Raw genomic sequence first — 12,907 nt, 5'->3', positions numbered from 1 at the left:
TCAGCCGCCCGCTCCCGGCGGGGTCTCCTTCGCGTCGGCGAGTTCGTCGACGTGCAGGTTCCGGCGGTCGATCGTGCCGTTGCGGTACGCCTGCCGGCCGACCATGTGCGCCGACAGCGGTGCGGTCGCGAACTGGATGAGCAGCACCGGGACGAGGAAGGCGACGACCGGCCAGGACTGCAGCTCGAGTCCGACGGCGATCGCGATGAGCAACAGGCCGAGCACCTGCGGCTTGGTCGCGGCGTGCAGACGGGTCGGGACGTCGCGGAACCGCAGCAGACCGATCGCGGCAGTGAGGCAGAGGAGGGCCCCGGCGAGGATCAGCAGCAGCGACACGACGTGGAGGATCTCGGTCATCGGTCGACCTCCGAGTCGCGACGAGCGACGAAGCGGGCGATCGAGACCGACCCGAAGACGCCGACCGCGGCGACGATGAGGAGCACCGGCAGCGTGCGGGTGTGGTGGTTGATCGCCATCTCGGCCCCGAGGGCGCAGATGAGCAGCGTCAGCAGGACGTCCGAGGCGACGGCGCGGTCGAGGATCGACGGGCCGACGATGATGCGCCAAACCGTGAGCAGCGCGGCCACGCCGAAGACGGCGCTGATCACGACGATGAGGACGGCGGTCACGAGCGCTCTCCCTTCACGGAGGTCCGGACGTCCGCCTGGGATGCGCGGATGGCGCCGAGCTGGGCCCGCGACCCGACGGCCCGAACGAGCCGGGCCTCCCACCGCTGCACCAAGCGACGCTGCGCCTCGACCTCGGCATCCGTCGACGCTCCGAGGACGTGCAGGTACAGGATCCGGCGGTCGCGGTCGGTCTCGAGGACGAGCGAGCCCGGGATGAGGGATGCTGTGACCCCGACGTGCGCCATGATCAGGTCGTCGTCGGTCACGAGCGGGACGGCGACGACCGAGACGCCGGGCTGACTGCGCGGCGAGACGACCTGCCACGCGACGACGAGGGAGCCCTTCACGACCGCGCCCAGGAACTGGAGCAGGAAGACGAGCAGCCACCACGGGTTGAGGCGTCCCGACAGTTCGACGGGGGGCAGACGGAAGACGCTCGTGACGAAGACGGCCACGACGACGCCGGTGAGGAAGGCGAGCACCGTGAACTGCCCCCACAGCAGCATCCAGAGGGCGATGAGCCACAGGAAGAACGGCAGCTGCCGCCAGATGCCGGTCAGCGCACTCCGTCGGATGTCAGTTCCCACCGTTCACCTCGTCCTGCAGCTGCGTGAGGCTCACGGGGTCCAACAGTGACGCTCCCATGCTCGCGCACAGGTGGTAGAGAGGCCCGGCGAAGACGGTGAGGGCGATCGTGACCGCGACCATGCCCGTCGTGGAGGCCGTCATGATCTTTGGGATGACGCGACGCTCGGTCTGCACACCGGCGGCGGGAGCGTCGTCGAGGTACGAGATCCGGTCGATGACGCCGGACTCCTCGTTCGCGTCCTCCTCCTCGCGCCAGAACGACAGGTTCCACGCGCGCATGAGGGCGTACAGGGTGAGGAGGGACGTCACGATCCCCGCGACGATCAGGGCGTACATGATCGGCGTGCCAACCGCGGCGGCCGCGTCGAACAGCGCGTATTTGCCGATGAAGCCCGAGAAGGGCGGCAGGCCGCCGAGGTTGATCGCCGGGATGAAGTAGAGCACCGCCAACAGGGGCGCGGCCCGCATGAGGCCCTTCACCTTGAGGATCGAGGTCGATCCCGCGCGCCGCTCGACGAGCCCCACCGCGAGGAAGAGCGTCGTCTGCACGACGATGTGGTGGACCATGTAGTAGACCGTCGCGCCGAGCGATTCGGGCGTCGCGATCGCGAGCCCGAAGACCATGTATCCGATGTGGCTCACGAGCGTGAACGACAGGATGCGCTTGAGTTCGGCCTGGGCGACGGCGCCGAGGATGCCGACGATCATGGTGGCGAGCGCGACGATCAGCAGCAGCTGATTCACGTCGTTGTCCCGGAAGATCTGCGTCTCGGTGCGGATCATCGCGTAGACGCCGACCTTGGTCAGCAATCCCGCGAACACCGCGGTCACGGGAGCCGGCGCGGTCGGGTACGAGTCGGGCAGCCAGAACGACAGCGGGAAGACGGCGGCCTTGATGCTGAAGGCCAGCAGCAGCATGAGGTGCAGGACGAGCTGCACCTCATCGGGGAGCTCCCCCATCCGGTCGGCCAGCTGCGCCATGTTTACCGTGCCGAGGGCGCCGTAGATTGCCGCGATCGCGGCGAGGAACAGGATTGACGAGACCAGCGAGACGACGATGTAGACGACGCCGGTGCGGATGCGGGACTCCGTCGACCCCAGCGTGATCAGCACGTACGAGGCGACGAGCAGGATCTCGAAGCCGACGTAGAGGTTGAAGAGATCACCGGCGATGAACGCGTTGAAGATGCCCGCGGCGAGGATCAGGTACGACGGGTGGAAGATCGAGACCGGCGTCTCCTCGTCGCCGTCGGCGGCACCCTGTCCGACGGAGAAGAGCAGCACCGCGAGGAGCACGATGCTCGAGACGAGCACGAGCAGGGCGGCCAGTCGGTCGACGTAGAGGACGATGCCGAACGGGATCGGCCACCCGCCGACCGAGACGGCCAGCGGCATCCCGCTCACGTCGACGTAGTAGAGCAGCACGGCGGCGATGGCGGCGGCCACGGTGAGGGTCACGATCGAGACGCCCACCTGCACGCGCCGACGGCGACCGAAGATCAGCGCGATGCCCGCGCCGAGCAGCGGCAGGGTGACGAGGAGGGGGACGAGCGCGCTCACCGGTGGCCTCCCGGCTTGTCGAGGCCCGCGTCGTCGCGAAGTTCGGCGATGTCCTGCGCATGGAGGATCAGGATGGGGGAGGTCTCCGTCCCGATGAAGTCGGTCGTGGCGTCGTCATCCTCTTCGGTGATCTCGTCGTCCATCGTCTCCTCGTCGCGAGCGCCGCGCTCGCGCACCTCGCGGTCGGCCTCGTCATCGGCGACCGTGTCGGCCTGCCCGAGCTGCCACGACCGGTAGATCAGGGCGAGCAGGAAGGACGAGATCGCGAACGTGATGACGATGGCCGTCAGTGAGAGGGCCTGCGGAAGCGGATCGCTGAAGGTCTCGCCCTCGGTGGCGCTGCCGAAGAAGGGGGCGACGCCCGGCGCGCCCATGACGATCAGGAGGAAGAGATTGGCCGCGTTGCCCAGCAGCAGGAAGCCGATGAGGACGCGCGTGAGGCTGCGCTCGAGCATCGCGTAGACCCCGGCGGCGAACAGCGCACCCATGATGATGACGAGGACGAGCGAGACGGTCATGCGCTCACCCGATCCCGCTGCGCCTGCGTCTGGCGGTCGACCTCGGCGCCCAGCGAGCGCAGCACATCGAGCACGAGACCGATGACGACCAGGTACACGCCGACGTCGAAGATCGTCGACGTGACGAACTCGACGTGACCGATGACCGGGATGTTCGCCTCCCAGAACGTACTCGTGAGGGGTGCAACGCCGAAGAAGAGCGGCACGATCGCGCACGACAGCGCGAGGACCATGCCCGCTCCCAGCAGCCGACCGGCATCCGTCGGCGCGGCCGCACCCAGCTCCCACCGCCCTCCCGCGACGTAGCGCATGACGAGGGCCATACCGGCGACCAGACCGCCGGCGAATCCTCCGCCGGGCAGGTTGTGCCCGGCGAAGAGCAGATAGACCGACACGACGATGATCGAGTGGAAGAGGACGCGGACGATCACCTCGAGCAGCAGCGACCGGTTCTCGGGTCGCACCTTGAGCCCGCCCACGAGCCACGCCTGCCGGGTCGAACCTGGTGCGGTCGAGCGGGGGCGAGGACCGTCGGCCGTCTCGACGAGCGGCCGACGGCTGCGACCCGTGCTCGACGGGAGCGACGGCAGGACGCGGCTGTCGGAGCGGTTGGTCACGAACACGAGGGATGCCACGCCCGTCGCCGCGAGGATGAGCACCGACAGCTCGCCCATCGTGTCCCACCCGCGGAGGTCCACGAGGGTCACGTTGACGACGTTCTTGCCGTGCCCGATCTCGTAGGCGAGGTCGGGGAACGGGCCCGAGACCGGGTCGGCGACGCGTGCACCCGTCGCGATGAGGGCGACCGCCGCCATCGTGACGCCGACGCCGATGCCGATGACGGCGCGGACGACCGGGAGCACCGAGGCGTTGTGGTCTCCCAGGCGAGCCGGGATGCGGCGGAGGACGAGCGCGAACGCGATGAGCGTCACCGTCTCGACGAGGATCTGCGTGAGCGCCAGGTCCGGTGCGCCGCTCGTCGCGAACAGCAGCACCATGCCGAGACCGGTCACCGAGACGAGCACGACGCCCGTGTACCGCTTGCGCGCTCGGATCGCCACGATGCCCGCCAGAATCATGACGGGAGCGGCGAGCAGCTGCGCGGGGCTCTGCCAGGCGTCGACCGCGATGCGCCATTCGGTCGTCGCCGCCAGCGCGGTGGCCTCGGCAGCGATGAAGACGACGAAGATCGTGCCGACGTAGAAGGGCAGCGATCCGCGCTGGGTCAGCGACGTCGTCCAGACCGAGAGCTTCGCGATACCGCGCAGCGCCAGGTTGTAGATGTCGTTCGCGGTGAACGGCAGCATGCGCGCCGAGAGCGGACGTCGCTGCGTCGCCCAGAAGAAGACTGCACCCAGCGCGATCGACCCCAGCGACAGGAAGAGCGCCGGTTCCCACCCGTGCCAGAGGGCGAGGTGGTACGCCGTGCCGGCGTCGTCGAGCGGGATGCCGTCGGCATAACCGGCGAGGGCCGAATCGAGCACGGGCGCCGCGAGGCCGGCGACCATCGTCAGACCGCTGAGGACGACCGGGGCCACGAGGAAGCCGATGGGCGGGTCGGGCCACTCGGTGCGCTCGCGCGGCGAGCCCGAGGCATCCTTCTTCGTCCAGAAGGCGCCCCACACGAAACGGATGCCGTACGCCGCCGTGAGCGCCGACCCGCCGAGGATGCCGATCAGCGGGATGAGGGCCGCGGGAGACGCGCCGCCCTCGAGGAAGGACGTGAGAGCCGCCTCCTTCGCGACGAAGCCGACCGTCGGGGCGACGCCGGCCATCGACGCGATCGCGATGATCGAGAACGTGGCGAGGGTCGGCGCCTGCCGCCCCACCCCCGACAACTCGGTGATGTCTCGGGTGCTGAGCTGCCGGTCGATCACGCCGACGATGAGGAACAGCGCGGACTTGAAGAGGGCGTGGCCCACGAGCAGAGCGAGGCCGGCGAGCGCGCTGTTGCGTTCGCCGTAGCCGAGGACGACCGTCAGCATGCCGAGCTGGCTGACGGTGCCGAAGGCGAGGATGCGCTTGAGGTCGGATTCGCGGAGGGCCTGGAAGCCACCGAGCACCATCGTGAAGACCCCGAGGCCGATGACGATCGGGCGCCAGGGGTCGGTGTCGGCGAACGCGGGCGCGAACCGGGCGATGAGATAGATGCCGGCCTTCACCATGGCCGCCGCGTGCAGGTAGGCGCTGACCGGTGTCGGCGCGGCCATGGCGCCGGGCAGCCAGAAGTGGAACGGGAAGATGGCCGATTTGCTGAGGGCGCCCACCAGGAGCATGACGATCGCGGCATCCAGCGCGACCGCTTCGCCGCCCTGGAAGACGGGTCCGGTCTCGATCATCGTGGTGATGCTGGTCGTGCCGTAGAGGACGACGAGCATGACGACGCCGATCAGCATGACGAGTCCGCCGAGGGTCGTCACGAGCAGCGCTTGCAGGGCGGCGCGCCGGCTCGCGCCGCGGCGGTGATAGAAGCCGATGAGCAGGTACGAGAGGACGCTCGTGACCTCCCACAGCATGATGAGCACGACGATGTCGTCGGTGAGCACGAGTCCGTACATCGCGCCGGCGAAGGCCAGGAGGACCGCGGAGAACGTCGCGAGGCCCTCGCGCTTGCCGGCGAAGTACCAGCGGCAGTAGATCATCACGAGCGCACCGACGCCGGTGACGATGAGCGCCATGACCCACGAGAGAACGTCCATCCGCATCGAGAGCTGGACGTCGAGATCGGGGATCCAGACGTATGTCTCGAACGGGATATCACCCGAGAGGACCTGCGGCGCCTGCATCGCCGTGTGGAGGAACGCCGCGATCGGCACGAGAGCGGCGACGAGGAAGGTGCGCGATCCCAACCGGGCGACGAGCGTCGGCAGAACCAGGGGGACGAGCGCGAACGCCGCGAGGAGGATCAGCAACCTGGCCTCCTCTGCGCAATCGGGGGTCGAGGATTTCAGTCTACCGGCTGAGGCAAAGGCGGCGCCCGGTTGCCTCTCAGGTCAGACCGTTAACGGACCGGTTGTGTTCCCCCGGCGGAATGTGCACGTCAGGGTGACGGACGCCGGATCCCGCCCGTCGAGCATCGCCACAACCGCCTCGCCCGCAGCGCGACCCTTCGCGAGGGAGTCCTGCTCGAGGGTCGTGAGGGCGTACGGCGCGAGACCGTCGACCGTGATGCCGTCGAAACCGGTCACGCTGAGGTCCTCGGGCACACGCAGGCCGGCCTCTTCGGCTGCGCGGATGACTCCGGCTGCGAGCAGGTCGCTCTGCGCCATGATGGCGGTCGGTCGATCACCGGCGAGCAGGACCCGGCCCGCGGCGAGGCCCTCGTCGATCGAGCTCTCACTGACCGCGTACGCCGGCGCGTCGGGAAAGACCTCTCGCGCGCCGCGCAGGCGGTCGCGGGTGACCTCGACGGTGATCGGAGCGGAATCGTCGATGAAGCCGCGGGCCCGCGTGGCGTCCGTGGACAGCGTCACGAGCGCGACGTCGTCGTGGCCCAAGGAGCGCACGTGCTCGGCCGCGGCGCGCTGCGCGTCCACGTTGTCGAGCAGGACGCGGGGGACGTCGGATCCGGCATCCCCCTCGATCACGACGACCGGGATGCCCCGGCGACGGAGCACGTCGACCGAGGACTGCAGGATCTCGTTGCAGCCGAGCAGGATCGCCGCGTCGAGCGGGGCGGTCGTGAGCGTAGGGCCGGACTCGGCGGGCCCCTCGTCGGTGAGGAGCAGGATGCCGGCGCCGATCGGACCGAGCGCGTCGGTGAGGCCGTCCATCATGGCGGTCGTCACGGGGTCGCGGAACGCGACGCCGAGACGTTCGCGGAACAGCACCGCGACGACGCCGGCCCGGCCGGTGCGCAGGGAGGCGGCGCGAGGATCGGGGCCCGTGTAACCGAGCGCGTCCGCGGCCCGCATCACCTTCGCGCGCGTCGTGTCCGAGACGGCGACTTTGCCGCTGAAGACGACGGATGCCGTCGAGGCCGACACTCCGGCTTCGCGCGCGACATCCGAGATCGTCGCTCGGCGGCTGCTCATGTTTTCGATCGTAGCCGCCGGAATCCGTTTGTCGAATCGATTCGGAGATCCCGCTAGAGTGACGGTCATGACCCTCGAGCTCACCTCCGCACGCCTGTGGACCTGGCGTCTCGCCGTGTTCGCGATCTTCACCGCGAGCGGTCTGAGCATCGCCACGTGGGCGTCACGAGTTCCGTCCATCAAGGCGGCGCTCGACATCGACAACGCCACGATCGGGCTCCTGCTGCTCGGCATGGGAGCCGCGTCGATCATCGGCCTCTCGGTCTCCTCGATGATCGCGGCACGCATCGGTACCCGACGCGGCATGCTCGCGGTCATGCTCGTCCTGTCGGTAGGGCTCTTCCTCATCGGCGTCGGCACCGACGTCATCCCGTCGCTCCCCCTCGTCCTCATCGGGCTCGCCCTGTTCGGTTTCGGCAACGGCACCCTCGACGTCCTCATGAACGTCGACGGTGCCGCGATCGAGGTCGAGGTGAAGAAGACGATCCTGCCGCTGTTCCATGCGTTCTTCAGCCTCGGCACCGTGATCGGTGCCGGCATCGGCGCCTTGGCCGCGAGTGCGCGGCTCGCGGTGTTCCCCCACACCGCCGTGATCGCGATCTCGATCGTGGTCCTCGCATTCGTCGCCTTCCGCTACGTGCCGCACCGGGAGTTCGGTTCGCCCGAGGACGCACCCACGGGGTGGCGCAACCGACTCGCGACCGCACTGTCGGCGTGGCGCGAGCCGCGCACCTACGTCCTCGGTGTCGTCATGCTCGGCATGGCGTTCGCCGAAGGCGGCGCGAACGACTGGCTCGCCCTCGGCGTGAGCGAGGATCACAAGGGCGGTTTCGCGCTCGGCGCGGCAGCCCTGACCGTGTTCTCGATCGCCATGACGGTCGTGCGCGTCTTCGGCGGCCCGCTCGTCGACCGCTTCGGCCGGGTCGCGACGCTCCGCGTCCTCGCCGTGACGGCGGTGGCCGGCATCCTGCTGTTCATCCTGGCGCCGAACCTGCCGCTCGTGTTCGTCGGCGCGGCCCTGTGGGGCATCGGCGCCTCGCTCGGCTTCCCGCTCGGGATGTCGGCGGCGGCCGACGATCCGGCCCGCGCGGCGGCACGAGTGAGCGCGGCGGCGACGATCGGCTACGTCGCGTTCCTGTGCGGCCCGCCGGTCCTCGGCCTGATCAGCACGCACATCGGTCTGCTGAACACGCTGTTCATCGTCGCGGCGCTGGTGGCGGCGTCAGGGTTCGCCTCCGGTGCGGCGAAGCCGCTGCCGGGCACGCGCGGCACCAGCCACTGACGGGGATCAGAAGAGGCGGGGCGCGCCTGACTCGATGCCCTTCATCTCGTCGTAGTCCAGGGTGACGCAGCGGATGCCGCGATCGGTCGCCAGGACCTTCGCCTGCGGCTTGATCTCCTGCGCAGCGAACACCCCTGTGACAGGGGCGAGGTGCGGGTCGCGCCCGAGAAGTTCGAGATAGCGCGTCAGCTGCTCGACACCGTCGATGTCGCCGCGGCGCTTGACCTCGACCGCGATCGTGCCGCCTTCGGGGTTGCGCAGCAGGAGGTCGACCGGACCGATCGCCGTGGGGAACTCGCGTCGCACGAGCGTCAGGTTCTCGCCGATCACGCCGACCTGCTCGGCGAGCAGCCGCTGCAGATCGGCCTCGACGCCGTCCTTCACGAGACCGGGATCGACGCCGAGTTCGTGCGACGAGTCATGGAGCACCTCGTAGATGCGGATGGTGAGCTCGTCGCCGGTCTTGGCGTGGGTGACGCGCCACTTCTCGACGACGTCGATATCGTCCTCGCCGGGCTCGATCATCGTCAGGGTGCACGGCGGGCTCATCCAGTTCAGCGGTTGGTGCTGGATGTCGCGGTGGAACGCGACCGTACCGTCCGCCTTCACCATGATGAGACGGGTGGCGGGGGGCAGATGCGTGTTCAGGCGACCGGTGTAGTCGACGGAGCAGCGGGCGATGACGAGACGCACGGCGACGAGCCTACCCGCGGCATCCGTCCCCGTAGGCTGGACGCATGACGACGAGCTCCCCCTGGTCCTGCATCCTCTGGGACGTGGACGGCACGATCGTCGACGCGTCCGTCGGCATCCTGAGCCGCCTCGATCGCTGCCTCACCCACTTCGGGTACGCGGCGCCGACGCGCGCGGAACTGGTCCACTGGATCGGTCCGCCGATGTACGACTCGTTCCAGAAGAACGTCGGGATGACGCCGGAACAGTCCACCGAGGCGGTCGCCTACTACCGGGCTCTCGGCAAGGCCGACGGCTACACCGCGAACGTGGAGCTCTACCCGGGAGTCGGGGAGCTGATCGCGGATGTCGCGGCAGCCGGCATCGCGCAGGCGACCGCGAGCTCGAAGCCCGAGGTGCAGGTGGTCGCGCTCATGGAGCACTTCGGTCTGTCAGAGCACATGCAGGCCATGGCCGGTGCGACTCCGGACGAGATGACACTCGCCACGAAGGCGGACATCGTCGCCGAGGCACTGCGCCGCCTGAAGGCGGCGGGGGCGGACACGAGCCGCCCGGTCCTCATCGGAGACCGCCATCACGACGTCGACGGGGCCGCCGCGAACGGCGTCCCCGTCATTTTCGTACGGTGGGGCTTTAGTTGGCCCCACGAGAGTGAAGGGGCGCAGGCGGCGGTCGACACGATGGCCGAACTCCGCCGCCTGCTCCTCACTGCTGAGGTGTGAAACCTCAGACGGGGCGAATGTTCTCCGCCTGCAGGCCCTTGGGGCCCTGGGCGATGTCGAACTCGACTCGCTGGTTCTCTTCCAGCGAGCGGTAGCCCGAAGATTCGATGGCTGAGTAGTGGGCGAAGACGTCGGCGCCGCCTTCATCGGGGGCGATGAACCCGAAGCCCTTTTCCGAGTTGAACCACTTGACGGTACCGCTGACGCTCATGAACTGCCTTACTGATTGTTGCCGGCGACACGTCCGCCGGTCCTTCCCCAACCTAGCCCCCGCAACCTGTACAGTCACCCCCTCCGTAGGAAGGTGACACAAACGTTGCCCGCCGGACACCGATCGGTGACCAATATGACAAGCCCGCGACATGTCGTAATACCCCCCGGGGTATAGTCAGAGGTATGCGCACCATCATCATCGGTGGCGTCGCCGCCGGCATGTCCGCGGCGACCCGACTCCGCCGGCTCGACGAACACCGCGAGATCGTGGTCTTCGAGCGCGGCTCCTACGTCTCTTTCGCGAACTGCGGACTCCCCTATTACGTGGGCGGAGTGATCGAGGATCGCTCCTCGCTGCTGCTGCAGACACCGGCATCCCTCGCCGCGCGCTTCGCGCTGCAGGTCCACGTCCGCCACGAGGTCGTCGCGATCGATGTGGCCGCGCGGACCGTCACCGTTCGCGACCTCGACGCCGGCGACGAGCGGATCGAACCGTTCGACGACCTCGTCCTCGCGATGGGTGCGACGACAGTCGATCGCCTTCCCGGTGACGGGATGCCGGTGGTCACCCTGCGCAGCGTCGAGGACGTCGACGCGATCACCGACGCCCTCGCCGATGTCGCGTCGCCTCGGGCGGTCGTCGCGGGGGCCGGGTTCATCGGCGTCGAGGCGGTCGAGAACCTCGTCGCCCGCGGCGCGCACGTGACGCTCGTCCAGCGCGGACGCCAGGTGCTGAGCCCTCTCGACCCCGAGATGGTGTCGCCCGTCCATCGCGCACTCGCCGACGCCGGCGTCGACCTCCGCACCGGTGTCACGGTGTCGAGCGTCGACACGGAGGCCGTCACGCTCTCCGACGGCACCCGGGTGCCCGCCGATCTGGTCGTTGACGCTCGCGGCGTCCGTCCCGACGTGCGGATCGCCGAGGCCGCCGGGATCGCGCTCGGGGCGACAGGCGGCATCGCCGTCGACGACCGACACCGCACGAGCGTCCCCGGGGTGTGGGCCGTCGGCGACGCGGTAGAGAAGACCGATCACCTCGACGGGCAGGCGACCCTCGTCACGATGGCGGGCCTCGCGAACCGCCACGGGCGCGCGGCGGCCGACGACATCGCCGGTGCACCCACCCCGGCCGCGACTCCCGCTCTCGGCACGACCATCGTCGGGGTGCTCGGTCTCACCGTCGGGCTCGTCGGCTGGAGCGAACGCCGACTCGTCGCGGCGGGCCGGCCGCATCGGGTCGTTCACACGCATCCCTTCTCTCACGCGACCTACTACCCCGGCGCGGCGCAGATGGCGATGAAGCTCCTCATCGACCCCGAGACCGACCTCCTCCTCGGCGCTCAGATCGTCGGGCGGGCCGGCGTCGACAAGCGGCTCGACGTCCTGGCCGTCGCGATGACGACCGGGCTCACGGCATCCGCTCTGACCCAACTCGAACTCGCCTACGCACCGCAGTACGGGTCGGCGAAGGACGCGATCAACATGGCCGGGTACGTCGCCGAGAACCTCGCGACGGGCGCCGATCGCACGATCCAGTGGCACGAGGTGGATGCCGCCCGCGCCGCCGGCGCCGTCGTGGTCGACGTCCGCACGGCCGGCGAGCACGATGCCGGCTCGATCCCCGGCTCGGTCCTGCTCCCGCTCGACGAGCTCCGCGAGCGGCACGGCGAGCTCCCCGATGCGCCGCTGATCGTCCACTGCAGGGTCGGCCAGCGAGGTCACACGGCCAGCCGGCTCCTGCAGCAGCTCGGTCACGACGTCCGCAACCTCGACGGCGGATGGCTCACCTGGACCGATGGCGTCGAGGCGGGGCTTCCGCAGGGCGGGTCCGCCCAATAGCGTGACCGGATGACCGGACTCACTCCGTATCTCCACTTCCCCGGCGTCGCGCGCGATGCGCTCACCTTCTATCAGGAGGTCTTCGGCGGCGACCTGGTGCTGCACACCTTCGGAGACTTCGGACGGGAGGACGGGCCGAGCGACTTCATCGCGCACGGGATGCTGAGCGGGCGCGTCGAGCTGTTCGCCGCCGACGGTGGGCCGGGCGATCCACCGCTGGAACTGCGCGGCGTCATGTTCTCTCTCCTGGGCACCGCCGAGCCCGCCGAGCTCGAGACCTGGTTCGCGACGCTCGCCGACGGCGGCAGCGTCATCGATCCGCTGCAGCTGCGCGCGTGGGGCGACCATGACGGCACCGTGACCGACCGCTTCGGGGTCACCTGGCTCATCGGTTATCAGGGCTGACCGGGCTATCAGGGCGGACCGGGCCCCGGGCGCGTGAGTATGCTCGGCCGCGTGAGCGTACTAGGGATCGGCGGGCTCTTCTTCCGCAGTCGTCATCCGCAGGCACGGGCGGAGTGGTATCGCCGACACCTCGGCATCGATGCTGGCGCCGAAGGCCAGGGAGCCGTCTGGCAGCAGGATGCCGGGATGACGGTCTTCGCGCCGTTCTCCGCCGACAGCGACTACTTCGGGGCGGACCAGCCGTTCATGCTGAACCTTCGGGTGAGCGAGCTCGACGCCCTCGTCGCGCGTCTGGAGGGCGCCGGGGTCCCGGTCCAAACCCGCCCGGAGTGGGAGACGGAGTACGGCCGGTTCGTCCGGATCGTCGACCCGGAAGGACTCGAGATCGAACTGTGGGAGGCGCCCGAGGACGGTTCCGGCTGAC

Annotated in this window: 14 protein-coding genes; 5 read left to right on the top strand and 9 right to left on the bottom strand. The window is 69.3% G+C overall.

Annotation, left to right across the window (positions count from 1 at the left end; translation table 11 throughout):
- From mnhG to Q9S78_RS02180, 7 genes are all read right to left on the bottom strand, one after another.
- Positions 1 to 357, bottom strand: a complete 357-nt coding sequence (gene mnhG, locus Q9S78_RS02210) for a monovalent cation/H(+) antiporter subunit G (protein WP_018187843.1) — start codon at positions 355 to 357, stop codon at positions 1 to 3.
- Positions 354 to 629 carry an MrpF/PhaF family protein gene (locus tag Q9S78_RS02205; protein ID WP_018187842.1) on the bottom strand — a complete coding sequence of 92 codons (276 nt, stop codon included), beginning with the start codon at positions 627 to 629 and terminating at the stop codon, positions 354 to 356. Before Q9S78_RS02205 ends, mnhG begins: the two co-directional genes overlap by 4 nt.
- The gene (locus tag Q9S78_RS02200) at positions 626 to 1,216 is read right to left on the bottom strand and encodes a Na+/H+ antiporter subunit E (RefSeq protein ID WP_020097624.1); all 591 of its coding nucleotides are present in this window, start codon (positions 1,214 to 1,216) and stop codon (positions 626 to 628) included. Before Q9S78_RS02200 ends, Q9S78_RS02205 begins: the two co-directional genes overlap by 4 nt.
- On the bottom strand, positions 1,206 to 2,777 hold the full coding sequence (locus Q9S78_RS02195; protein ID WP_116227816.1) for a Na+/H+ antiporter subunit D: 1,572 nt from the start codon (positions 2,775 to 2,777) through the stop codon (positions 1,206 to 1,208). The genes Q9S78_RS02200 and Q9S78_RS02195 overlap by 11 nt, the downstream gene beginning before the upstream one ends.
- A complete protein-coding gene (locus Q9S78_RS02190; protein ID WP_116227815.1) occupies positions 2,774 to 3,295 on the bottom strand; it encodes a Na(+)/H(+) antiporter subunit C in 522 nt (173 codons plus the stop codon). Before Q9S78_RS02190 ends, Q9S78_RS02195 begins: the two co-directional genes overlap by 4 nt.
- Positions 3,292 to 6,207, bottom strand: coding sequence for a Na+/H+ antiporter subunit A (locus Q9S78_RS02185; RefSeq protein ID WP_311868634.1), 2,916 nt, complete (start codon positions 6,205 to 6,207; stop codon positions 3,292 to 3,294). The genes Q9S78_RS02190 and Q9S78_RS02185 overlap by 4 nt, the downstream gene beginning before the upstream one ends.
- An 81-nt stretch (positions 6,208 to 6,288) precedes the next feature.
- Positions 6,289 to 7,329, bottom strand: a complete 1,041-nt coding sequence (locus tag Q9S78_RS02180) for a LacI family DNA-binding transcriptional regulator (protein ID WP_311868632.1) — start codon at positions 7,327 to 7,329, stop codon at positions 6,289 to 6,291.
- A gap of 67 nt (positions 7,330 to 7,396) precedes the next feature.
- Between Q9S78_RS02180 and Q9S78_RS02175 the strand changes: the two genes are divergently transcribed.
- Positions 7,397 to 8,611: an MFS transporter gene (locus Q9S78_RS02175; RefSeq protein ID WP_311868630.1), complete on the top strand. Its 1,215-nt coding sequence runs from the start codon at positions 7,397 to 7,399 to the stop codon at positions 8,609 to 8,611.
- Between the two features lie 6 nt (positions 8,612 to 8,617).
- On the opposite strand, the gene nucS is transcribed toward Q9S78_RS02175, so the two are convergent.
- Positions 8,618 to 9,304, bottom strand: a complete 687-nt coding sequence (gene nucS / locus Q9S78_RS02170; RefSeq protein WP_311858462.1) for an endonuclease NucS — start codon at positions 9,302 to 9,304, stop codon at positions 8,618 to 8,620.
- Between the two features lie 44 nt (positions 9,305 to 9,348).
- Between nucS and Q9S78_RS02165 the strand changes: the two genes are divergently transcribed.
- On the top strand, positions 9,349 to 10,026 hold the full coding sequence (locus Q9S78_RS02165; protein WP_116227812.1) for an HAD hydrolase-like protein: 678 nt from the start codon (positions 9,349 to 9,351) through the stop codon (positions 10,024 to 10,026).
- A 4-nt stretch (positions 10,027 to 10,030) separates the two neighbouring features.
- Here the strand turns inward: Q9S78_RS02165 and Q9S78_RS02160 are convergent, their stop codons facing one another.
- Positions 10,031 to 10,237 (bottom strand): cold-shock protein, encoded by a 207-nt coding sequence (locus Q9S78_RS02160; protein WP_018187833.1) that lies wholly within the window; start codon positions 10,235 to 10,237, stop codon positions 10,031 to 10,033.
- Positions 10,238 to 10,422: 185 nt separating this feature from the next.
- On the opposite strand from Q9S78_RS02160, the gene Q9S78_RS02155 reads away from it, so the two are divergent.
- From Q9S78_RS02155 to Q9S78_RS02145, 3 genes are read left to right on the top strand one after another with little or no spacing between them, the layout of a single operon-like run.
- On the top strand, positions 10,423 to 12,078 hold the full coding sequence (locus tag Q9S78_RS02155; protein ID WP_311868628.1) for an FAD-dependent oxidoreductase: 1,656 nt from the start codon (positions 10,423 to 10,425) through the stop codon (positions 12,076 to 12,078).
- Positions 12,079 to 12,087: 9 nt separating this feature from the next.
- Positions 12,088 to 12,483, top strand: a complete 396-nt coding sequence (locus Q9S78_RS02150) for a VOC family protein (RefSeq protein WP_311858460.1) — start codon at positions 12,088 to 12,090, stop codon at positions 12,481 to 12,483.
- A 39-nt stretch (positions 12,484 to 12,522) separates the two neighbouring features.
- Positions 12,523 to 12,906, top strand: a complete 384-nt coding sequence (locus Q9S78_RS02145) for a VOC family protein (protein WP_020097618.1) — start codon at positions 12,523 to 12,525, stop codon at positions 12,904 to 12,906.
- The last annotated feature ends 1 nt before the right edge of the window (position 12,907 follow it).

It is taken from the genome of Microbacterium aquilitoris (assembly GCF_031932285.1).
GTDB lineage: Bacteria > Actinomycetota > Actinomycetes > Actinomycetales > Microbacteriaceae > Microbacterium > Microbacterium aquilitoris.
The sequence above is the reverse complement of the archived record's forward strand: the minus strand, read 5'-3'. Positions and strand labels throughout refer to the sequence as shown.

Coding starts and splice junctions, on each gene's coding strand:
- Q9S78_RS02180 (WP_311868632.1), bottom strand. CDS start 7,329: ATGAGCAGCCGCCGAGCGACGATCTCGGATGTCGCGCGCGAAGCCGGA.
- Q9S78_RS02160 (WP_018187833.1), bottom strand. CDS start 10,237: ATGAGCGTCAGCGGTACCGTCAAGTGGTTCAACTCGGAAAAGGGCTTC.
- Q9S78_RS02150 (WP_311858460.1), top strand. CDS start 12,088: ATGACCGGACTCACTCCGTATCTCCACTTCCCCGGCGTCGCGCGCGAT.
- Q9S78_RS02175 (WP_311868630.1), top strand. CDS start 7,397: ATGACCCTCGAGCTCACCTCCGCACGCCTGTGGACCTGGCGTCTCGCC.
- Q9S78_RS02155 (WP_311868628.1), top strand. CDS start 10,423: ATGCGCACCATCATCATCGGTGGCGTCGCCGCCGGCATGTCCGCGGCG.
- Q9S78_RS02145 (WP_020097618.1), top strand. CDS start 12,523: ATGCTCGGCCGCGTGAGCGTACTAGGGATCGGCGGGCTCTTCTTCCGC.
- Q9S78_RS02165 (WP_116227812.1), top strand. CDS start 9,349: ATGACGACGAGCTCCCCCTGGTCCTGCATCCTCTGGGACGTGGACGGC.
- mnhG (WP_018187843.1), bottom strand. CDS start 357: ATGACCGAGATCCTCCACGTCGTGTCGCTGCTGCTGATCCTCGCCGGG.
- Q9S78_RS02190 (WP_116227815.1), bottom strand. CDS start 3,295: ATGACCGTCTCGCTCGTCCTCGTCATCATCATGGGTGCGCTGTTCGCC.